We start from the raw sequence: 22934 nt of genomic DNA, 5'->3' as shown, positions 1-22934 counted from the left end.
AAATAAGCGTGAAAATCACGCTTATGACATCGCTTTAGCAACTTCAGCAGAGCTTTCACGAATTTTCTCCATACACTCTCTTGCTTCTTTTGCAAGTTCAACACTCTGATTAACATCCTCTAAACCGCTTTTAATACTCTCAACCACTTGTGATGTAACATTACGAATAGAATTAATCGTAGTGGTAATTTCATTAACCGAATGCCCTGTTCTTTCAGCTAAACTTCTTACTTCATCAGCAACAACAGCAAAACCTCTTCCATGTTCACCAGCACGTGCTGCCTCAATAGCAGCATTTAAAGCAAGCAGATTAGTCTGATCAGCAATATCACTAATAGTTTGAATAATAGATTTAATTTCATCTGATTGTTGATTTAAAGAGGAAACAAGATTTGAACTTTGAGACATCATATCAGCAATATTCTGAACATTTGAAACAGTGTTTTCAATTACACGATCTCCATCTTGAGTAAGATTGTCATTTTTTTCTGCAAGTTCGCTTATGAGACGAAGTTTTTCTTGATCTTTTTTAACTTGTTCGCTTATATCTGTAGCAAATTTAATAACCTTGTAAATTTTTCCATCATCATTTTTAACTGGATTATAACTTGCTTCAAGGTATACTTTTTTATTATTTCTTCCGTATCTTATATATTTACCTGATTGAAATTTGCCCTCTCTTAAATCTTCCCAAAATTGAACATAATCCTTAGAGTGTCTATAATTAGAATCACAGAACATACTATGATGCTTTCCTTTAATCTCATCAATATTAAAATCCATAGTTCTTAAAAAATTTTCATTAGCCGTAATAATAGTCCCATCAGGTTTAAATTCAATAATAGCCATAGAACGATTAGCAGCAGCAATAGTATTTCTAAGATCAAGCATTTCATAATGTCTTTGAGTTATATCATTGGCAAATTTAATAATTTTATAAACATAACCATTATTATCACTAATTGGAAGATAATTTGCTTCTAAATAAACATCTATCCCTCCCTTAGCTATACGTCTAAAAAGACCACTTCTAGCTTTTCCATCTCTTAAATCTTTCCAAAAATCACTATATGCTGAAGAATTAACAACTTCAGGCAAACAAAACATACTATGATGCTTACCCTTGATCTCTGAAAGGGAGTATTTCATAGTTGTTAAAAAATTTTGATTTGCCTCTAAAATAACGCCATCGGTAGTAAATTCAATTACCGCCATGGTATTCCCAATAGATCTTAAAATATCTCCTAAACCATTACATTTTTTTTCAAGTTGTTCAATTATTTTAGTATTATTTTTCTTAGCACCAAACATAAAACTCACCTTTTTAATAATAAATTATTTTAAAATTATATCATATTTATATAGTATTATTTACTTAAAATTATATTAATTTATAAGTTAAATATATCCTTTAAACCTACAATAATCATCTTAAACCCCATAGCAACAATAAATACTTGTGCTATACGAGAAAAAACATGTAAAATCAATTTTCCAACTATTTTTTCTATAGTAGCTGCAAAATGAAAAAGTATAAACATAAAAATAAAAGCTATCATTACTCCGCCAAGAGCAACATCAAGCCCACCATCTTCGGCTATAACAATAACACTAGCTAAAGTTCCAGGCCCAACAAGCATAGGAAATGCCATAGGTATTAAACTCTGTCTTAAAATTTCCTTATCATCCATATCTTGATAAGAACTAAAATCCTTAGTTGCAATTTTTGTTGAAAAAAGTAAATTTTTAATAGCCATTATAATAAGAACCAAACCACCAGAAACCCTTAAATCATCCAATGAAACTCTAAAAATATAGTTCATAAATAAAGGTCCTGATAATAAAAACACCAAAACTATAGTAAAAGCTGTATAGAGAATAGTTCTAAAAAGTTTTTTTCGAAGCATTAAAGGCAATCCATCACTCATAGCCAAAAATTGAGTTAAATTACCAAAAGGATTTAATATAGCAAGTAAAGTAATTGCAGCAAAAAACATCAAATAAAGCTCAGAACCCATACTAGAAAACACTATCAATCCTTAGTTTTTACAAATTCCAAAGAAATAGAATTTACACAATGTCTTACATTTTTAGCAGAAAATCCTTCTCCTTCAAAAACATGACCTAAATGTCCATTGCAATTTGCACATACAATCTCGGTTCTAATCCCATCTTTATCAGGAATTCTTTTAACAGCCCCTTTTATTTCATCATCAAAGCTAGGCCATCCACAACCTGATTTAAATTTATCTTCGGATTTATAAAGCGAAGCTCCACATTGCTTGCATTGATAGATTCCTTTTTCATAAAAATCATTATATTTCCCACTAAAAGGAGCTTCTGTTCCTTTATTTAAAATTACTTTTTTTTCTTCTTCATTTAATTCTTTCATGATCTACCCTTGTAAAATAATTTTTATATTATATAATTAAAATTTCAATTTTAAATGATAAATTTTTACAATTTTCAAGAAAGTTTTAAATGCAAAAAGAATTTTTTCAAGAACTTCAAGATATTTTATATGAAAAAAATATAACTATAAAATTTCACTCTTTTCAAAATTTTTATGAAGACTTTAAAAGCCACAAATTTATTTTTAATCACGAGCATCAAAGCATTTTCAAAAAAAATACATCGAAACAAATTACCTTGCTTCATCCTACGCGTATAAGAAGGCCTAAATTTGTCAATTCAACTCATGCGCTTGCTAAAATAATTCATTCAGTCGCTCATATAGAATTTAATGCAATTAACCTGGCTTTAGATGCGAGTTATCGCTTTAAAAATCTACCTTTGCAATTTTATTACGATTGGCTGGAGGTAGCAGATGAGGAAATTAAACATTTCAAACTTTTAAATTCAGCACTTAAAGAACTTGGTTACAAATATGGAAATTTTCCAGTGCATGATAATTTAGAATCTGCTCTAGAAGCTACAAAAGACTCTTTAAGCTTTAGAATGGGAGTAGTTCATAGAGGTTTAGAAGCTAAAGGGCTTGATGCCAACCCCTTTGTTGTTCAAAAACTTCAAAGTTCCAATCATTCCATTAAAAATCTTCTAATGGAATATCTTGAAATTATACTTAATGATGAAATAAAACACGTTAAAAAAGGAGATACTTGGTGGAAATTTGCAAATCAAAACAGGTATGATTTTATTGAGCTTTGCAAAACGTTTAAACAATTCTCTCTTGCGGGAAAACAACTTAACATTCAAGCAAGAATCAAAGCTGGCTTCACTCAAGAAGAATGCGAAGTCATTGAAAAATTTTACTCTTGATTTCTTATCTTAAATTTTGAAACGATAATGGTATATAAAACCCGAATAATTCCATAAAGCACATACAAGCTTGCTAAAATTACTAAACTTTCAAGAGGGTAAAGATATAAAAATGAAAATATTATAATTAAAATAATCAAAACTTTTAAAACACTAGAACGATTAAAATCAAGCTTTTTAAAACTAGGATAACGTATATTACTTACCATTAAAAGCCCTAAAATTGCTTGAAGCACCAAAAAAACTACGCCATAAGGCTTTAAAAAATCATAACTGATAAACGCATAAGTCCATATAGCACTCACAACTGCTGCAGTAGGTATAGGAAGACCTATAAAAACGGAGGGTTCATAAGTGCCTGTGGTAACATTAAATCTCGCCAAACGAATAGCTCCAAAAACCACAAAAAAAGCTGTAATCAAAGATCCAAGTTTTCCAAAATCATAACCTATAGCCATATAAAAAAGAACCGCTGGAGCAACTCCAAAAGCTACTAGATCAGCCAAAGAATCAAATTCTACCCCAAATTTTGAAGTAGAATTTGTAAGTCTTGCAACACGGCCATCAAGCCCATCGCAAATCAAAGATAAAATAATATAAATCAAAGCTGTATAATAATTTCCATGTATTGAAGCTATAATAGAAATAACCCCTAAAAAAGCTGAAGCAGCTGTAAAAAGATTGGGTAAAATATAAATTAGTTGCGGTCTGTTATTCATTATTTTTCCTTACGCAAAATAGCCTAGCAATGAACCTGCTTTAATTTCATCATTTAAGCCTATATGAATTCTAGTATCTTTTGGTAAAAGTAAACTTATAGAGCCATTAATTAAAAAACCCATTCTATCTCCTGCTTTTAAATCATGAGAAATATTATCGAGCTTTAATTTTCTATCAAAAGAACCTGCATAGATTCGCAAGGCTATCATTTTACTCTCTTTAACTTTTGCCAAAATAAAAGCTCTTTCATTCATCATTTTTACAGATTTTAATTCACTGCACAAAAAAAGTCCATGTCGTAAACGAATATCTATTATAGACATTGCAAAAGGTGTATTAAAATTTCCAGCATCATAAAGAGCATTTTTAATAGTAATTTCAACACATTCACCCAAATCTTTATGATGAATATTTTCTATTTTAGCAACCCTACCATCTATAGGTGCAAAAATAGCTTTTTCATCACTACAAACAAGTTCTCTTTTGGGTGTTCTAAAAAGAAAAATACAAATTACAATTAATGTTAATAGTAAGATGGAAAAAGAATAAAAAATCCACACAAAAATAAAAATCAAGCTTAAAACAATAAGACTTAAATATCCATCTTTTGCAATAAAATCTTTCATTCTTCTACTTTAACTTCAGTTTTAACTTCTTCGAGTTCTTGTAAACGAGTTGGTAGACTATTTTGATCCTCAAACTCTTTAATAATCTCGCGCACTTTATTACCTTCAATAGTTTCTTCTTCATAAAGGGCTGCAACCATAGTCTCAATCGCTCCCTTATAAGTATTTAAAGTATCTTTAACATCTTTATAGCGTTCATCCAAGGTTTTCTTTACATAATCATCTAAAGATTCTGCCATCTTTTCAGAATAATCTTTGATAGTTTGTCCACCACTTAAGAAAGTATTTCTTTGTTTTTCAAGTACCATAAGTCCTGCAATTTCACTCATACCATACATAGAAATCATAGCTTTTATGATATCGGTTGCTCTTTCTAAATCATTACTTGCACCCGTTGAAATTTCACCTATAAACACTTCTTCAGCTGCACGACCACCCAAAAGTACATCTACTTCAGCGATAAGTTCATGTTTTTGCATTAAAAATTTATTTTCCTCAGGAGTATTTAAAGTATAACCTAAAGCCGCAAGACCACGCGGAATCACAGAAACCTTACTTACACGTTTTGCGCCTTTGGTAGTTTCAGCAATCAAAGCATGACCGCATTCATGATAAGTAACAATTTTCTTTTCTTTTTCATTAATACGACGTGATTTCTTCTCAAGCCCTGCTATAGCTCTTTCAACAGCTTCAACTAAATCATTTTGTTCTACATATTTTTTAGAATCCCTACCCGCTAAAAGCGCTGCTTCATTAATAATATTTGCAAGATCAGCTCCTGCAAGCCCTGCGGTTAAGCGTGCTATATCTTCTACTTTAACTTTTGGGGAGATTTTGACATCTTTCATGTGCACTTTTAAAATATCACACCTACCTTTAAAATCAGGTTTATCAACTAAAACTTGTCTATCAAACCTTCCTGGTCTTAAAAGCGCTGCATCTAAAACTTCTGGGCGATTTGTTGCTGCTAAAACAATGACTGGGGAACTTTCTGTCCCAAAGCCATCCATTTCAGCCAAAAGCTGATTTAAAGTTTGCTCTCTTTCATCGTTTCCACCCATCATGCCACTTGCTGCACGACTTTTACCAATAGCATCTATTTCATCTATAAAAACAATAGCAGGAGCTTCTTTTTTTGCATTTTCAAATAAATCTCTCACACGAGAAGCACCTACACCCACAAACATTTCTATAAAAGACGAACCTGAAACACTAAAAAACGGCACATCAGCTTCACCTGCAACTGCTTTTGCAAGCAAAGTTTTTCCTGTACCTGGAGGCCCAACAAGTAAAAGCCCTTTTGGAATTTTAGCTCCCAATTTAATATATCTTTCAGGATACTTTAAAAAATCTACAATTTCTTTTACTTCTTCTTTAGCTTCTTCAACACCAGCTACATCGCTAAATTTTACTTTAGGTTTTTCTGAATTTACAAGCTTCTTAGAACTTCCTATACCCAATATAGAACTTCCCATATTTTTTTGCATACGACTTGCCAAAAACATCCAAATACCAAAGAAAATAAATACTGGCAAAACCCATGAAAAAAGTATATCCGTAAACCAATTTGTTTCAGAATACGCACCATAAGCGATATTTTTACTATCTAGTAAACTCACAAGCTCAGGATCATTAACTTTTTTTGCTGTATAAACAGTATTGTGAGAGCTTGAAATCGCTTTGATTGTTGTTTGTCCTATACTAACTTGATTGATTTGTCCACTTTCAATAAGCTTTTTTAACTCAGAATAAGGGACATTTTTATTTACTTCATTGCCATTCAATGCCCCGCCAAAAGAACCATTGCCATCAAAAAATCCCTTAAAAATAATTATCATTACAATTGCAAAAATCGCAAAAATAAAAATGGGATTTTTGTTAAAAAAATTATTACCCTGCGGATTACCCTTATTATTTTGGGTATTATTATTCATTACTTATCCTTTTTTTATTATTTTTATATACAAAACTACACCACTCATTGATTTGCATTTCATCAATGAGTTCCAAATCTTGAAATTTTTCTTTAATTCTTGTTGAATATTTATCTAAAATTCCTGACAAAATAAGTATAGCATTATCTTCTAAATGGTTTTTAATATCTTTTTCTAAAATTAAAATCACATCTGCAATGATATTTGCAACAATTAGATTATATAAACCATTTGCTTTATCTATAGATCCACACCAAGCCTTGTGAAAATCGACACCATTTAATCTTGCATTTTCTAAAGAACTATCAATAGTCAATTCATCAGTATCACAAATTTCAACATTACAACCAAACTTTGCCATAATAATACCCAAAATTCCACTACCACAACCAAGATCTAAAGCTCTTAATTTACTTTTAGAAAATTTTTGTAAAAATTTTACACAAGAATATGTGCTTTCGTGATGTCCTGAGCCAAAGGCTAAGGCTGGATTAATCTTTATATTTATACAATTCTTCTTTTCTTCTTGCCAAGTTGTATGGATATAAACATTATCCACTAAGATAGGTTTTATGCCTTTTTTATATTCTTGTATCCAGTCCTTGTTTTCTTTCTCTACAAGACTTAAATTAGAAATAATTTTATGGTTTAAATTGAAAGTAGTTGTAAGTTTTTGAGCAAATATTTCAAGTGCCCATGAAAACTCTTCTAAACTCTCATGGGATCTAATGTAAACACCATTATCTTTCTCTTCTACGGCTTCTATACCTAAATCAAAAGCAAAATCAAGAAATAAATTTTTATACCGCTCTTCTACGATAAAGAACAATTCATAATATTTTTTTTGCATTTAGAATTTTAAAAATCAGCCTTTACTCAGCTGCACCTTCTCCACTTCCTGTTCCTAAAACATCTTCAAGTTTTTCCTTTAAAACTTGTGGAGTAAAAGGTTTTACAATATAGTTATTTACGCCAGCTTTTAAGGCAGTAATCACTTCAGCTTTTCCGCCCTCAGTTGTAACCATGATGATAGGCATATCTTCATATTTTTTCTCTGCTCTTACTTTTTTTACCAACTCCAAGCCATTCATTTCTGGCATATTCCAATCTGTAATTAAAACTTTTACATCTTCATTTTTAGTTAATAAATCCCAAGCTTCAACGCCATGCTCAGCTTCTAAAACATCATCGTGTCCAAGTCTTGTTAGGGTATTTTTAATAATCCTTCTCATAGTAGAACTGTCATCAACAACTAACAATTTCACAATTTCGTCCTTTCAAAGTTTTTATAGTTTTATTTTACCCTTTTTAGCCTTATTAATCAAGCTAAAAAATTTTAAAAAACAGCATTATATCATCTTTTACTTAAATTTTTACTCAAATATTATTATTTTTATACTTAACCGTAAATAAATATACACTTAAACCTAAAAGAAGCAAGCTCACTCCACCGATAAGATAAATCGCATAAATCATCTGAGAAAGATCACCAATAGCAAGTTTAAATACCAACATCAAAGCTTCTATAGCTAAAGCAATGATAATAGAACCCAAAAATCTCACCATAGTTTTTTGAATTCCACCTTCTTCTTTTTTTGTCCTTCCTAATACTTCTTGTTCGATCAAAGTTTTTGCCAAATCAAAAATAGCTAAAGCCAAAGTTATAGCGATGGTACTTTCAAACATATGTTCTATACCTATAGCTTGATTATCAAAAAGACTAAAAAAACCTTTTTGAAATAAAAAACAAGTAATCACAAATAAAACCAGTGCGAAGCAAAAATATACCGAACGACTAAATTGAGTAAAAACAAACTCAAATTTTCCTGCTTGAATAATCTTTAAAATATCTTCAAGCTTGATATCAATACAAACAACAAAAAGCAAGTTATTTTTATCATCGTAAATTGGCATAGAAGCTGTCACGCAAAGCTCATTATTTAAAACCGAAGGATAAGGATCGCTTAAAACACATCGTCTTAATTTTACAGCTCTATAAAAATAAGAACGAGTACTTCTATCCTCACCCTGTCCTATTTCATGAGCCTTATTTAAGGAAATCGCATTTTCTATTTGCATGCCTGAAATATCTAAAATATACAAAGCATCAAAAACAACAACTTCATGAGCTATTTTATCCAAAGCTGTTTTAATCGTTTCAAGGTGAATGTCAGGAAGTTTATTGGGTAGATTTCTTGTTAAAATATAACTCATATAAGCTCTAGCACGATAGCGATTATCTTCAAATCTTTGTATATCTTTTATATACATTATACACCTTCTTTATTGTGTTTAAATTCAGGTACAATCTTTAATAAAGCCTCTGAAATATCTTCACATATTTGTAAATTTTCTATCTCTTTATTAAGCCAATCAAGATCAACCTTCTCATTCTTTGCTACAAAAATACTCTCATATTGCGTTTTAGCATCATTTTCATCAATCAAAAGCTCTTCATAAAGCTTCTCACCTTTTCTTAAGCCTGTGATTTTAATTTCTAAATCATTGCGATTAGAAAGTAAAAGCATTTTTTTAGCTAAATCTATGATTTTCACAGGCTTACCCATATCCAAAACAAAAAGTTCTCCCCCTTTTGCGATAGCCCCAGCTTGTAAAACAAGTTGCACTGCCTCAGCCACAAGCATAAAATAACGCACTATATCAGGGTGTGTTAAAGTTAAAGGCTCATTATTAGCAATTTGTGCTTTAAATTTTGGTATCACACTACCACTAGAACCTAAAACATTACCAAAACGCACACAAGCAACTTCAAAATTTTCATCACTCATACTTAAAGTATAAAGCTCACAAACTCTTTTAGTGCAACCCATAATATTTGTTGGTCGTACTGCTTTATCTGTGCTTATCATCACAAATTTAGCTACTTTATTTTCTTTAGCGCTGTCGCATAAAATTTTAGTTCCTAAAATATTATTGATTACTGCTGAATGTGGATTTTGTTCGCAAAGAGGCACATGTTTATAAGCGGCTGCATGTAAAATAAGCTCAGGTTTATAAGTTTTTAACACCTCATCTAAACTTTGCTTATCTAAAATACTCAGTAAAATAGGAGTAATTTTTTCTTTATATAAATTTAAATCATCATTGATCTTATAAAGATTATACTCACTATGATCAACCATAATAAGATGCTTAGCACCAAATTTAATACATTGCTTACAAAGTTCACTACCTATAGTTCCACCTGCCCCACTTACCAAAACTACCTTGTCTTTTAAAAAAGCTGCCACAGCACTATCGTCTAAATCTTTTGGTTTTCTAGCAAGCAAGTCTTCTATACTAATATCTCTTGCTTCGTTTCTTGTAAAAGAAAATATTTTTACATCGCAAATACCATAAGCTACAAGTTCTTCAAAAAGTTTTTTAAGCTCTTCTTGTTCAAGTCTTAAAGCAATAATGGCAGTTTTTACCCCTTGTTCTACATAAGATTTTATTTTTTCTTTTTCTTCTACAACAAATTTATCACAATAAGTCCCTATAAGCTCTTTTCTCGCATCAACCACACCCACAGGAAAAAGTCCCAAAGAACCTTCTTTTGCACCTTTTAACAAATGCAATGCCTTAGAAGTTGCCCCTACTACAATACAAGGAGTTTCTTCTTCTTTCATTCTAGAAGGTTTAAAATCCACAAGCATTCTTTTGCTAATTCTTAAAGTACCTATAAACATATAAGAAAGAACAAAATCTATCACAATAGCACTTCTTGGAAAAGGATTAAAAAAATCACTAAAAAAATAAAAAATAAGAAAAAAACAAAACTCAGCTAAAAGCAAAGCAATAAAAATTTTTCTTGCTTCATTGAGAGAAAAAAATCTCCAAGCTACTTTATAAATTCTAAAAATAAACAAAAATGAAAGTTTTAAAATAAGCAAAATAATAGCAGAAACCATCATGCCATGATAAAAAATACTCGGAATATCTCCACTAAATCTCAAAGAAAAAGCCAGATAAACACTAAGTAAAATTAAAACAATATCTGAAGTTAAAAAAAATGCTAATCTTTTGCTTTTATAAAAAATCATTTTAAGCCTTTATGCTCTTTAAAATCAGTTTTGAAATTTCATAAACATCATCTTTACTCATCGCCGTACCACTTGGCAAACAAATTCCTTTTTGGAAAAATAACTCACTATTGCCATTAAGATAAGCCTTAGCTCCTTTAAATACTTCTTGAGTGTGCATAGCTTTCCATAATGGTCTTGTTTCTATTTGTTCATTTTTCAAATCTTCTATGAGTTTTGAAATTTTTGGATGCAAAGTAATATTTTTTTGACTGATATTTATATCTTTTTGACAAGCATTAAGTTCATTTTTATCAAAATCAATCAAAGCTGTACTTAACCAACGATTACTTCTTGAATTTTCTAACTCATCTAAAAAGCTAAAATGCTCTCCTAAAAATTCTTTATACCACTCATAAATTTCTCTTTTTTTAAGCACTCTTTGTTCTAAAACCTCCATTTGTGCTACACCAATAGCTCCTAAAACATTGCTTAAACGGTAATTATAACCATAATCTAAATGTTCATAATGCAAACAATTTTCCCTTGCTTGAGTGCTGTAAAATCTTGCCTTTTCAATCTTTTCTTTATTTTTTCCTATAAGCATACCTCCACCTGAAGTGGTGATGATTTTATTACCATTATAAGAATAAGCTCCAAATTCTCCAAAAGTTCCTAAAGCTTTATTCTTATAAAAACTTCCTAAAGCTTCGGCAGCATCTTCGATTAAAACAATGTCATTTTCTTTGCAAATTTCAACAATTTCATCCATTTTTGCAGCATTACCATAAAGATGAGTTAAAATCAATGCTTTTGGTTTTTTTTCACATTCTTTAATAGCAAGCTTTAACAGATCTACATCGATATTATAAGTTTCATCACAATCTATAAATACAGGTTTTGCTTTAAGATAACAAATAGGTGCTACTGAAGCGATAAAAGTAAAAGAAGAAGCCAAAACAATATCATCTTGTTTTACCCCCGCCACCCTTAAAGCTAAATGCAAAGCCGCTGTAGCTGAATTTAAAGCTAAGGCATTTTCACTTTTGCTATAATCTTTTACACTTTGTTCAAAGCGATTTACAAATTCACCCAAAGGTGCTATATAATTACTTTTGAAAACTTCTTCTATGTATTTTAATTCATTGCCGCCCATATGCGGAGGAGAAAGAAAAAATCTCATGATTTATCCTTTGTATAAAACAAAATTTTTATAAATTGACTCTATTTTACCTAAAAAAATTTACAAAGAATCAAACAAAAATCTTTTTATAATCATTTCATATTTTTCTTTTTGCAGGCACTCCCACAAAAACACCTTTTTCATCTTGACTTTTAACCAAAGTTGCTCCACCACCCAAAATACTATCATCTGCTAAGCTTAAATTAGGCAAAACACAAGAATTAATCCCTAAAAAACAATTTTTACCGATTTTTACATTACCTGCACATTTAGCCCCCACACTCACATGAGAAAATTCCCCTATCATGCATTCATGTTCAATCACACTTGAAGTATTTAAAATCACGCCTTTTTCTATTTTGGCTTTAGCATTAACTACTACATAAGGCATGATTAAAATTCCTGCATTTTCTTCCACACTTGCACTAGGACTTATAAGCGCGCTTTTATGAATAAGATTAACGATTTTAAAGCCATTTTCTGAAATTTTTTGATAAATCTTTTTTCGAATTTCATTGTTTCCTATGGCTATAAAAATATCATATTTTGGCAAGGTGCTTTCAAATTTCATTCCTTTAAAATCATCTAAAAAAATACATTCTTTATAACCCATATTTTTAGCCACATCTTCACAAACAAGCCCATGACCACTAGCACCATAAATATAAATTTTTTCAGTTCTTGCCATTAAATTTCTCTGTTGTAACATGGCCTTCTTTGCTTACCCCACTTCGTTTTAAAACCTTTAAAGCTGTTAAAAACATGATTTTTAAATCAAGCAAAAAAGAAATATTTTTCACATAATACACATCAAGTTCGAATTTTTTCTGCCAAGAAATAGCATTTCTGCCATTTACCTGCGCCCATCCTGTTATACCTGGACGCACTTTATGACGCAATTTTTGCTCTTTATTGTAAAGAGGCAAATACTCAACCAAAAGAGGTCTAGGCCCCACAAAACTCATATCCCCTTTTAAGACATTAAAAAGTTGCAAAAGCTCATCCAAACTTAAGCTTCTAACAATTTTTCCAAAAGCTTTTAAGCGAAGTTCATCGCTTAATAACTCACCCTTCTCATCTCTTTCATCGCTCATGGTTTTAAATTTATAAATTTTAAAAATTTTTTCATCTAACCCAGGGCGATTTTGGGTAAAAATCACACTTCCTTGAGTGATTTTTAAAAGCAAAGCAGTGATTAAAATCACCGGAGAAAAAAGCACTAAAAGCACTAAAGCTAAAATAAAATCAAAAATTCTTTTAAAAACTTTTTTATACATTCTTAATTACCCTATCATAAAGTTTTAAATAACGCTGTGCGATATTATTTTCATCGTATTGTAAAGCATCTTGGGCGGCATTTTTAGCTAAATTTAATCTTAATTTTTCATCTTCTAATAGAAGTGAAATTTTTTCGCTTAAATCCTTAGCATTTTTTGTTTTTGCCCAAAGTCCATCATAAGCATTAGAAATAGCCTCTACACAACCTTCAGAGTCACTTACCACTATAGCCTTACCACAAGCTTTTGCCTCCAAAACACTTACAGGAAAGCCTTCTTTATAGCTTGGCAAAACAAAAATATCACAATTTTGTAAAAGCTCGACTATATCACTTCTAGCACCCAAATAATGCACCACACCCGAGTTTAAAAACTTCAAACTTGCACAAGAAGGATTTTCATCTCTTCCACCAACTAAAACAAAATTTGCTTTGTCTTTTAGCATAGCAGCACTTTCATAAAATTCTTTTACACCTTTATGCCATAAAGCTCTTGCTATCATAAGCACAATGGGTTTTTTATCTATGTTTAAATTTTTCCAAAAAAGCTCTTTTTTTTCCGATTCTACATAAATAGGAAAAAATTTTTTTAAATTGATCCCTACAGATTTTATCACGCAAATTTTATTTTCTTTAAGTCCTAAATTCCGCATAAACTCAGCATTACTTTCATTGACAAAAATAAATTGGTGTGCAAATTTAAAACTTAATTTATAAAGACTATTAATAACAAAACGCACTAAATTTGCCTTAAAACCTTGATCTATATAAAAAGATCCCAAGCCTTCTACTAAGGCAAAACGATAAGGAATTTTTGCCCATTTTGCTGCTAAAATTCCAAAAGTATTGCTTTTGTGTGCCGCACTTTGAATAAAATCAAGATTTAAATTTTTCAAAACCTTAGCAAGATAAAAAAAATTCTTTAAAACCACAAAAGGATTTAAACTAGCTCTTGAAAACTCATAAACAATTACTTTTAAGCCAAGATCTCTAAGTTTTTGCGTGTATTCATCTTGCGGCACTATAACAAAAACTTCGTCTTTTCTATCTTTTAACGCTTTTATAATAGGCATTCTAAAATGATAAATACTCGCTCCTGCATGTGATAAAAATCCTATTCTCATTTTCAACCCTTAAATTTTAAGTTTAAAAACCTTAGCATCTCTAGAATTAATCACCAAGTCAAATAAATTCTTATCATAATTTCCCAAAAAAAACATTTGCACATAAGCACTATTAAACATGGTTTTATCCATTAAAATAAATTGTGCATAAGGAATAGCACTATCCTTTAAATAAAAAATATAAAACTGAGCCTTATCATCAATTGGAGTGATTTTGTATTCACCTTGTTTAATAGAATTAATCTCTACGATACTATTTACAGAAACCACATTATCACCTATTTTAAAACTTCTAAAATCATCACTTAAAACCACTCCGTTGCTAAGATAAATTTCTCCATTTTTAACATCAAGTGGATAAGCTGTACTAAAAGTAAAAGGTTTATCCAAAACTCCTGTATCTAAATTAATAAAAGAAAAACTAGCCACCGTAGAAAAAATCAAAGACATTCTAGCGGGCATATAAAGATAAATATCACGAGTTTTTGGTGTATCGATTTTAAAATCAGGTTTTGATAATGAAGCTAGAAATAAATCCACATTGCTTTGATTATAATCTTTCATCATAGCTTGTAAAATGTCTGATTTTAAAATATCATTTTGCGGAGCATAAAAGCTTTTTTCTGTATATTCTACACTAAGTCTTGCCATATTAGCTGCAGCTTGTTCATCTTTGCTTAAAGAAAAAGAAGGGAAAAAATTATCCTTACCTAAATGCTTTCCACCATCTACTAAAGTTTTCACATCGCTATAATAACGCACAGGATAACCATAATCCCACCAAGTTACCACATAATCTTCTCTATTGGCTATATTTTTTAATTGATTTAATAATGATGCTTCATTTTGAGAAAAAACTGTTGGCGCTTTATAGTTGTAAATATGGATAAATACTGGAGCCAAAGTTAAAACAATTGCAAAAACAATACAAACATTTGAAGTTAATTGGCTATATTTTTTAACCAATATAGCCTTAAACTCGCTCAATAAAAAACCAAATCCTAAAGCCATTACAGGTACAGAATAAATGGTAAATCTAAGCCCTCCTTTTAAGGCTAAAAAACCAAGCACCAATATAGGTAAAGCCATAATCATACTTTTATGTTTTCTCAAAAGCCATACAAAACCAAATAAAGAAAACAAAAAAACAATTTCACTGCCACTAATTCTTCGCATAAATTCGCTAAGATCTACATTTTCAACTTCTTGTATGGTTTGATTGACATTAAAATACATAAAACCCTGTGTTAAATTCGCACTTTCATCACTTCTAAAAATATAAAATTTAAGCTGATAAAGTATGGGATCAACCCCGCCACTTAAAATCAAAAATATCAAAGTTGCACTACCTAAAATTCCTATAATCATAAAATTTAAGCGTTTTTGCTCTAAGGCAAATAAAGCAAAAAGTATTACTATAATGGCACTTTGATAAAACCATGCTATATTTGAAAGAGTAAGAGAAGATAAAATCACAGCTATATAAAAAATCTTTTCTTTTCTATGAAAAATAAGCGTATAAATTAAAAAAAGTCCAATTAAAGCTACATTTAAAGTATAGCTTGAAGGATACCACCAAAGATAAATTCCTATAAATAACGGCAAGGCAATCAATGAAAAAAAGTCTTTTTTTAAAATCATTCTTACCATAAAAAATAAAATAAACATAGGTAAAACAATTACCAGCATATCCGTATCATAATACCCACTCATAGTACGATTATAATAACTGTTTGCTATACTTGCTAAAAGAGCAGCTACAAAGCCCATTAAAGGACGTTTATATTCATTAGCTAGTAAAATAATAGGAATCACCACCAAAGAAGATAAAAAAGTACTCATATATAAAATGATACTTTCGAAAGAAAAAGGTGTGATTTTATAAAGCCAATAAGTAAGCGTAGATAAAGAAGATCCATAATAACTCAAATCATTAGGCTGATGAAAACCTGCTATCATATCTCTTGCGCCCTCAGCAAAGGCATAGCCATCGTTTGAAATGATCATTAATTGATTATTGAAAAAATACTCATTAAACTCACTTGCCCACCAAATCCAGTAAAATCTACACAATACACTAAAAACATAAGCTAATATAATCATCGCAAACAAAACTAAATAAGGGTTTTTTAAATACTCTTTTTTCAACATCTTTTATCCTAATAAATATTTCAAAGCATCGCGTGCAATTTTTACTTTATCAAAGGCTTTAGCCCTAGTTTTAGCTTTGTTTTTATACGCTTTTCTTAATTTATCGTCTTCAAGCATAGTTTTTAAACCCTGAAACATAGAGTTTTCATTATCTACTTCTACTAAAAGTCCAAATTCATCATCGCCAAAAAGCTCTCTTGCACCACTTTTATGATCAGTGCAAACCACTGCACAAGAACAAGCCAAACTTTCGATTAAAACATTTGAAAAACCTTCAAACACAGAAGCAAAAGCAAAAAATTCGCATTTAGCCATGTATTTATAAGGATTATTATCAAATCCTAAAAGCAAAACCTTTTCTTCCAAATTTAATTCTTTAATCAAAGTTAAAAGCTCATCTTTAAGCACACCTTCACCTAAAATCACAAGCTTTAAATCTGTTTTCAATCTCGCATAAGCACGAATTAATAAAGCATGATTTTTACCTTTATCAAGCCTACCCACACTTAAAATAAATTTATCTTTTAAAGCTATATCTTCAAGAGCTTTTTGCTCTATGTTTTCTAAATCGATGGCATTGTATAAAATTTCACATTTTTTTGGTTTTATACTAAAATTTTGCACTAAATCTTCTAAATTTCCCTTAGAATTAGGCAAGATTAAATCAGCTCTTGGATAAAGTAAAGAAATTAGAAATTTATTTGCCAAAGAATTAAAATTATTTTTCGCATACATCACACTTGGCGTAGTGCATTCATTGATCACAAGGCGGGTTTTATTTCCAAACATTCTTGCTATTAAGGCTATATAATTAGGTCGATTTAAAAAAACAAATTCTGTATCAATACCCAAATTGCTGCAAAGTTTTTTGTATTTTAAAGCCAAAAAAGGTAGTTTTAAAAATTTCAAAATAGGATTTTCACTAAGTTTTGAACATTCTAAAAAATGAATTTGACACTCTGGAATTTCATAAGAAATTTTATCATTCATCAAGATCAAATGCACTTCAAATTTCAAACTTAAAATAGGCAATAAAGTCGCCACAACTCTTTCAGCACCACCACTTCCTAAAGAATAAATAAAAATGCCTAATTTTTGCATAAAGCCACCCGAATTTTTGATAATTTTTCAATCATATTATTTGGAATTATACTTAAAATGAGTAATATCAAAGCAGGAGCATTGATTTTTATATTCAGGCTTTTAAACAAACATTTATAAAGGGCTTTATAATTTTTTGCCAGTTTTGCATAATAAGCTGCCATTTTATAATAACTCGCACAAGTTTTTTTATAATCTTTATCCTTACTCATTCTAAGTTCATTTTCTAAAATTTTAGCAAGCTCTAAATATCCCAAATACACCCTATGAGCATTTTTACTCGCCCCTAAAGTCACGCTATCTTGCCTAAAAATCCTATAAATCCTAAAAGCCTTATGGATATAAAAACTTTTTTCCTTGTATAAATTTACCCAAAGCGTGGCTTCATTGCCATAAAATTCTTCATTAAAACGCTTGTTTTCAAGTAGAGATTTTTTAAAAACAGAAAAAAACTCTCCGCTAAATTTAGCCATTAAAAAATCTTTTTTAGAAATTTCACTATCTTTTTCCAAGCCCTTACCGCTAAATTCCTTGCTTAAATTTCCTTCTTTTTCTATCAAACAATTTCCAAAAACATGAGCATAACCCTCATTTGCTTTTTGCATCAAGGTACTTAAAGCCCCAGATAAAAGCTCATCATCATCATCTAAAAAAGTTACAAACTCGCCACTTGCTTGATCTAAGCCATTATTTTTATTGCCATTTGGGCCCTGTTTGTAATTTTGATTTAAAAAATACTTAATGCGATCATCATCTTTTTGTAAATTTTGCACCACACTTTTAGTATCATCACTAGAATTATCATCGCTTACAATAATTTCTAAATCTTTAAAATCTTGATTTTGTATGCTTTTAATAGCCTTTTCTAACAAAACTTGACGATTAAAAGTTGGTACTATCACAGAAAGTTTAGGCATTTTTAACCTCAGCTATAAGCTTAAGCCATTCTTCTTTGATATGAGAAATTTCAAAGTCTTTACACCTTTGTTTGGCATTATTTACAAGTTCTTTTCTAAAATTTTCATCATTTAAAACAAGTTCAAGTTTTTTAGCAAGTGCTATTTCATCATCACAACCTATCAAAAGCCCATCATGATTATCTTTGATTAAATCCTTAGCACCATTATAATAAGAACTTGAAATTCTACAAACCTCAAAATACAAGCTTTCAATTAAAACCGTTGGCAAACCCTCTACAAAAGAACAAAGACAAAGCACTTTTGCTTTTTCATAAAGAGTCTTGACATTTTCAACTCGTCCTAAAAAATCAACTTTTATTCCTAAAGATTTTACCTTGTATTCAAGTTCTTGCCTTAACTCTCCATCTCCTGCTATAACAAATTTATAATTTTCTTGCAAATTTTTATCCAAATGCGCTATAGCTTTTAAAAACATTGCAGGGTTTTTGTTGTGATCTAAACGCCCTATAAAAAGAACCAAATTTTCCTTTTCAAAACTAGAATCAAAAGGAATTTCATCGCTAAAATGACAAGGATTTAATAAAAGCCTAACCCTTTTTACAAATCTTTCATAATACACCTTATCACTGCTTCCAAGCACACTTAAAGCATCACAAAAAGGATAGCTTACCCTTCTTAAAAAACGCCAAATTTTAGGTTTTAAATACGCTTCATTGCTATGCTCACTTATAATGAGTGGAGTTTTAAACCCTATTTTCGCAGCAATACAAGCAATATTAGTCGTATCCAAAAAAGAAATAAAAACATCAGCCTTACTTTCTTTCAAAGCCTTTCTTAAAGCAAAAAATTTCTTAAAACGACTTGCGATTTTATAATAAAGCGTATCAAATCTAAATTGTTCTAAACTTGTAACTTTAACTTCATTTTCAAGCTTATAAAAAGATTCTCCTGCATGAAATTTAATAATACTTACTTCATGCTCTTTGCAAAGTGCATTAGCTAAGGTTACTAAAACACGCTCAGCGCCTCCTGAATTTAAAGTTGCGATAATAAAGCTTATTTTCATCATTTCTCCTCTTTAAGCTTACTGTGTTCTAAACGATAAACCTTATCACATTGCGTTATCGTAGAAAGGCGATGTGCGATAATAATCATGGTTTTATCTTTAGAAATTTTATAAATTTCATCCATGATTTTTGCTTCACTTTGAGTATCAAGCGCAGAAGTTGCTTCATCAAGCACTAAAATTTCAGGCTCTAAATATAAAGCTCTTGCTATAGCTATGCGTTGTTTTTGTCCCCCGCTTAAATTACTCCCCCCATCACCCACTTTTGTTTGCACTCCTTGAGACAAATTTTTTATAAAATGCTCTAAATTTGCTTGTTTGATAACCCTATTAAGTTTTTCTTCATCAACCGCATCTCCAAAAGTGATATTTTTAGCTATACTGTCATTAAAAAGATAGATATTTTGCGGGATATAGCCTATTTTTTGGCGATAATTTTTTGTATTATTTGCATTTAATTCTTGCTCATCAATTAAAATTTGCCCTTCTTTTGGTTTTAAAAGTCCTATGATAAGATCTACTAAGGTACTTTTTCCGCAACCACTCTCCCCTATAAAAGCGATTTTTTCGCCTTTTTTAATGTTTAAGTTAAGATTTTTAAATAAATATTTTTTTCCCTCATAACCAAAGCTAAGGTTGCAAATTTTAAGCTCTTGATTAAAGCTTAATTTTTCCTCGCCCAAATTTTCTTCTTCTTGTCTTAAATTTTGATAAATAATATCCAAAGAAGAATGATAATAAAGCAAATCATGATAACTTGTAATAATACGATTTGCACTTGGCATTAAGCGATAAAGTGCTAAAACAAAAATAGAAATCGTAGATAAAATACCTGAAATATCACTTTCATTTTTCAACACCAAAAATACCACGATAAAAACAAGTACACAAAAACCTATTCCTTCAAGATAAATTCTAGGCACCGCAGCTACGCTTTCGTTGGTAATATTTGCTTTAGAAAAAGCTTCACTTTGCGCTTTAAAAAGACTTAATACTCCATCTTCTTTGGTTTTAAGCTTAATAAATTTGAAATTATTTAAATTTGTATTTAAAATTTCAAAGAAATTTTTCATCGCTTCTTCGCGTCTTACTCCTGCTTTTTTAATGATAGGGCTTAAAATTTTCACTAAAATAAAGGCATTTAACACCATAAAAATACTTAAAAATAAAGTGATTTTATAATTAATCAAAAGCATTAAAGCATAAAGCAAAAGCACTACAAAAATTTCACTCATCAAAAGCAAAAATGATGAAATCATAGTGCTTAGATTATAAACTTCTCCTGTAATAGACTTTAAAATTTCAGATTGATTTTTTTGAGTAAATTTTTCATAATTAATATTTAAAAATTTAGAAAAAACCTTATAAGCGATCGCATGATAACGCCCTTTAGAAAATCTTGCCAAAAGATGAAAATAATACGCATTTAACAAAGCTCTAAACACATAAAAAACAATAAGCCCCACTCCAAAATAAACAATGATTTCAAAAACAGGGATATTAAGATATTCTTTTAGGCTGATTAAATATTTATTACGATCAAAATAAGAAAAATCACTAGCCAAAGTGATAAAAGGCATTACTAAAGAAATTGCAAAAGTTTCTATAAAAGAAACAAATATTGAAAAAACAAGCAAGAAAAATAAAAAATTTTTATCTTCCTTACTTAAAATAAAAAAAAGTTTTTTTAACACTGTTTTTCCCAATCAAAAGCAGATTTGCAAATAAGCTCTAAATCATCATATTTAGGCTGCCAAGAAGTAAGATTTCTGATTTTACTTGCATCAGAAATCAACACACTAGGATCACCTGCACGGCGTGGGGCAAGTTCTACTTTAAAATCTACTCCACTAACTTTTTTCATCGCTTCAATCACTTCTTTTACGCTAAAACCATGCCCATAACCTACATTAAAAACATTACTTTCATTCTCTTGTAAATAATCCAAAGCCGCTAAATGCGCACTTGAAATATCATCTACATGGATAAAATCTCTTATGCAAGTACCATCTTTTGTATCATAATCATCGCCAAATATGAAAAGTTTATCACGTTTTCCTGCGGCACATTCAGCTGCAACTTTTATGAGTAATGTTGCTTTTGGATAGCGTTGTCCTAAAGTATAATCCATACAAGCACCTGCAACATTAAAATATCTTAAAATACAATGCTTAAATTCAGGATTTGCCATACTCGCATCACGCAAAACCTCTTCACTCATAAGCTTACTACGCCCATAAGGATTAATAGGTGCTAAAGGGCTTGTTTCACTCACAACAGGAGTTTGTGGTTCGCCATAAGTGGCTGCCGTTGAAGAAAATATAAATTTATTTACTCCAGTTTGCAAACAAGTTTCGATGAGATTTGTCGTATTAACAGTGTTGTTCATATAATATTTTAAAGGATTTTGCATACTTTCAAAAACTTCAATGCTTGCTGCAAAATGCACAATAGCGTCAAATTTTTCTCTCTCAAACAATGCTTTTACGCCTTGAAAATCACTTAAATCTTGTTCGAAAAATTTAAAAGCTCTTATTTTTTGCAAATCTTCTATTGCGATTTTAGAACCCTTAGAAAGATTATCTAAAACACAAATTTTATGATCTGTTTTTAAAAATTGTCTTAAAGTATGAGAACCTATATAACCTGCACCACCGCTAATAAGAATTTTCATCATCATTCCTTTTTTTTAAAAATGTCAAAAATAAATTTTAATATATTTTCTTAAATACTTAAGATCGAACTTTTGAAAATTCACTCTCACAAGCTTTTGCAAAAACTTCTGTATAAGAACGATCTGATTTTTTTTCACGCAAAAAATCTCTCATATAAGAAAGAAAATCAACATAATCTTCTTCATCAACATTAGCTTTAATAAGTTCATATTTTAAAAAAAGCATATAAGTGTTTAAAACATCGCTTTCGCAATATTCGTGGATTTTTTCAAGTTTATTTTCATAAAAAAGTTTCATTACCTCATCGCCATGCACATCATATTTTCCTGGCAAACCCACCATAGAACAAAGTGTATCAAGCTTTATTCCGCGCCCATTAGATCCTAAGGATTCTAATAAATCACAATGTTTTAATTCTGAAAATCTTGTTTTATAATTATTCCATTTATCACTTTGAGTATCCAAATAAGTTGCTGCTTTTAAATTGTATTTTAAAGCCCTTAAAACGAGAACAGGCATATCGAAATTTTTACCATTAAAACTGACTAATTTTGGCTCATAATTTTCTATAAAATTAAAAAAATTAGCAATCATTTCTTTTTCATTTTGTCCATCAATTTTATTTACTTTGATAAATTTTCCAAAATTATCACTTAAAACCGCACAAATACTGATAATTTTATGATAAGGCAAAGGCAAAAACTCACTCCCACTTTGTTCTTTTTGCCACTGAAGTGCTTTTAAACTTACCTCTAAATCACTTCCTTCAAAACCCAAAGTTTTGCGGATAAGCTCAACATCTGGCACACTCTCACAATCAAAAACACAAATATAACCTTCATTTTTTGCCATTTTTA

22 protein-coding genes are annotated in these 22934 nt (G+C 30.2%); 1 reads left to right on the top strand and 21 read right to left on the bottom strand.

Annotated elements, in window-relative coordinates:
• Nucleotides 1–21: 21 nt before the first annotated feature.
• From cetZ to BGS40_RS01865, 3 genes are all read right to left on the bottom strand, one after another.
• On the bottom strand, nucleotides 22–1311 hold the full coding sequence (gene cetZ, locus BGS40_RS01875; protein ID WP_002876149.1) for an energy taxis response protein CetZ: 1290 nt from the start codon (nucleotides 1309–1311) through the stop codon (nucleotides 22–24).
• 80 nt (nucleotides 1312–1391) lie between these two features.
• A complete protein-coding gene (locus tag BGS40_RS01870; RefSeq protein ID WP_002860212.1) occupies nucleotides 1392–2018 on the bottom strand; it encodes a MarC family protein in 627 nt (208 codons plus the stop codon).
• A 14-nt stretch (nucleotides 2019–2032) separates the two neighbouring features.
• Nucleotides 2033–2392, bottom strand: a complete 360-nt coding sequence (locus BGS40_RS01865) for a methionine-R-sulfoxide reductase (protein ID WP_002826104.1) — start codon at nucleotides 2390–2392, stop codon at nucleotides 2033–2035.
• A gap of 89 nt (nucleotides 2393–2481) precedes the next feature.
• Here BGS40_RS01865 and BGS40_RS01860 point away from each other — a divergent pair, with 89 nt between their 5' ends.
• Nucleotides 2482–3279 carry a ferritin-like domain-containing protein gene (locus tag BGS40_RS01860; RefSeq protein ID WP_096738292.1) on the top strand — a complete coding sequence of 266 codons (798 nt, stop codon included), beginning with the start codon at nucleotides 2482–2484 and terminating at the stop codon, nucleotides 3277–3279.
• Here BGS40_RS01860 and pssA read toward each other — a convergent pair.
• From pssA to BGS40_RS01770, 18 genes are all read right to left on the bottom strand, one after another.
• On the bottom strand, nucleotides 3270–3998 hold the full coding sequence (pssA, locus tag BGS40_RS01855; RefSeq protein ID WP_002859122.1) for a CDP-diacylglycerol--serine O-phosphatidyltransferase: 729 nt from the start codon (nucleotides 3996–3998) through the stop codon (nucleotides 3270–3272). The genes BGS40_RS01860 and pssA overlap by 10 nt on opposite strands.
• Before the next feature lie 9 nt (nucleotides 3999–4007).
• Nucleotides 4008–4625 (bottom strand): phosphatidylserine decarboxylase, encoded by a 618-nt coding sequence (locus tag BGS40_RS01850; protein ID WP_096738291.1) that lies wholly within the window; start codon nucleotides 4623–4625, stop codon nucleotides 4008–4010.
• Entirely contained in the window at nucleotides 4622–6559 is a 1938-nt protein-coding gene (gene ftsH, locus BGS40_RS01845; RefSeq protein WP_002856296.1) for an ATP-dependent zinc metalloprotease FtsH, read from the bottom strand. The genes BGS40_RS01850 and ftsH overlap by 4 nt, the downstream gene beginning before the upstream one ends.
• On the bottom strand, nucleotides 6552–7409 hold the full coding sequence (locus BGS40_RS01840) for a 50S ribosomal protein L11 methyltransferase (protein ID WP_096738290.1): 858 nt from the start codon (nucleotides 7407–7409) through the stop codon (nucleotides 6552–6554). The genes ftsH and BGS40_RS01840 overlap by 8 nt, the downstream gene beginning before the upstream one ends.
• Before the next feature lie 22 nt (nucleotides 7410–7431).
• A complete protein-coding gene (locus BGS40_RS01835; protein WP_002866134.1) occupies nucleotides 7432–7824 on the bottom strand; it encodes a chemotaxis response regulator CheY in 393 nt (130 codons plus the stop codon).
• Nucleotides 7825–7936: 112 nt separating this feature from the next.
• On the bottom strand, nucleotides 7937–8830 hold the full coding sequence (locus BGS40_RS01830; RefSeq protein ID WP_002856519.1) for a PDC sensor domain-containing protein: 894 nt from the start codon (nucleotides 8828–8830) through the stop codon (nucleotides 7937–7939).
• Nucleotides 8830–10602, bottom strand: a complete 1773-nt coding sequence (gene pglF / locus BGS40_RS01825; protein ID WP_052785357.1) for a UDP-N-acetylglucosamine 4,6-dehydratase (configuration-retaining) — start codon at nucleotides 10600–10602, stop codon at nucleotides 8830–8832. Before pglF ends, BGS40_RS01830 begins: the two co-directional genes overlap by 1 nt.
• 1 nt (nucleotide 10603) lies before the next feature.
• Nucleotides 10604–11764, bottom strand: coding sequence for a UDP-N-acetylbacillosamine transaminase (pglE, locus tag BGS40_RS01820; RefSeq protein ID WP_052785356.1), 1161 nt, complete (start codon nucleotides 11762–11764; stop codon nucleotides 10604–10606).
• A 97-nt stretch (nucleotides 11765–11861) separates the two neighbouring features.
• Nucleotides 11862–12452, bottom strand: coding sequence for a UDP-N-acetylbacillosamine N-acetyltransferase (gene pglD, locus BGS40_RS01815; RefSeq protein WP_002899503.1), 591 nt, complete (start codon nucleotides 12450–12452; stop codon nucleotides 11862–11864).
• Entirely contained in the window at nucleotides 12439–13041 is a 603-nt protein-coding gene (gene pglC / locus BGS40_RS01810; RefSeq protein ID WP_096738289.1) for an undecaprenyl phosphate N,N'-diacetylbacillosamine 1-phosphate transferase, read from the bottom strand. The genes pglD and pglC overlap by 14 nt, the downstream gene beginning before the upstream one ends.
• Nucleotides 13034–14164 carry a N,N'-diacetylbacillosaminyl-diphospho-undecaprenol alpha-1,3-N-acetylgalactosaminyltransferase gene (gene pglA, locus BGS40_RS01805; RefSeq protein ID WP_096738288.1) on the bottom strand — a complete coding sequence of 377 codons (1131 nt, stop codon included), beginning with the start codon at nucleotides 14162–14164 and terminating at the stop codon, nucleotides 13034–13036. Before pglA ends, pglC begins: the two co-directional genes overlap by 8 nt.
• 9 nt (nucleotides 14165–14173) lie before the next feature.
• Nucleotides 14174–16315 (bottom strand): undecaprenyl-diphosphooligosaccharide--protein glycotransferase, encoded by a 2142-nt coding sequence (pglB, locus tag BGS40_RS01800; RefSeq protein WP_052793766.1) that lies wholly within the window; start codon nucleotides 16313–16315, stop codon nucleotides 14174–14176.
• Between the two features lie 3 nt (nucleotides 16316–16318).
• Complete coding sequence (pglJ, locus tag BGS40_RS01795; protein ID WP_096738287.1) at nucleotides 16319–17416, bottom strand: N-acetylgalactosamine-N,N'-diacetylbacillosaminyl-diphospho-undecaprenol 4-alpha-N-acetylgalactosaminyltransferase; 1098 nt, start codon at nucleotides 17414–17416, stop codon at nucleotides 16319–16321.
• A complete protein-coding gene (pglI, locus tag BGS40_RS01790; protein WP_096738286.1) occupies nucleotides 17404–18333 on the bottom strand; it encodes a GalNAc(5)-diNAcBac-PP-undecaprenol beta-1,3-glucosyltransferase in 930 nt (309 codons plus the stop codon). The genes pglJ and pglI overlap by 13 nt, the downstream gene beginning before the upstream one ends.
• The gene (pglH, locus tag BGS40_RS01785) at nucleotides 18326–19405 is read right to left on the bottom strand and encodes a GalNAc-alpha-(1->4)-GalNAc-alpha-(1->3)-diNAcBac-PP-undecaprenol alpha-1,4-N-acetyl-D-galactosaminyltransferase (protein WP_096738285.1); all 1080 of its coding nucleotides are present in this window, start codon (nucleotides 19403–19405) and stop codon (nucleotides 18326–18328) included. Before pglH ends, pglI begins: the two co-directional genes overlap by 8 nt.
• A complete protein-coding gene (gene pglK / locus BGS40_RS01780) occupies nucleotides 19402–21096 on the bottom strand; it encodes a BC-type lipopolysaccharide transporter PglK (RefSeq protein ID WP_096738284.1) in 1695 nt (564 codons plus the stop codon). Before pglK ends, pglH begins: the two co-directional genes overlap by 4 nt.
• Nucleotides 21090–22076: a UDP-glucose 4-epimerase GalE gene (gene galE, locus BGS40_RS01775; RefSeq protein ID WP_096738283.1), complete on the bottom strand. Its 987-nt coding sequence runs from the start codon at nucleotides 22074–22076 to the stop codon at nucleotides 21090–21092. The genes pglK and galE overlap by 7 nt, the downstream gene beginning before the upstream one ends.
• 58 nt (nucleotides 22077–22134) lie before the next feature.
• Complete coding sequence (locus BGS40_RS01770) at nucleotides 22135–22929, bottom strand: 3'-5' exonuclease (RefSeq protein WP_096738282.1); 795 nt, start codon at nucleotides 22927–22929, stop codon at nucleotides 22135–22137.
• Between the last annotated feature and the right edge of the window lie 5 nt (nucleotides 22930–22934).

The organism is Campylobacter sp. 107, from assembly GCF_002383835.1.
Lineage (GTDB): Bacteria > Campylobacterota > Campylobacteria > Campylobacterales > Campylobacteraceae > Campylobacter_D > Campylobacter_D jejuni.
Note: the sequence above shows the minus strand (reverse complement) of the source record. Positions and strands in the feature narration are given on the sequence as shown.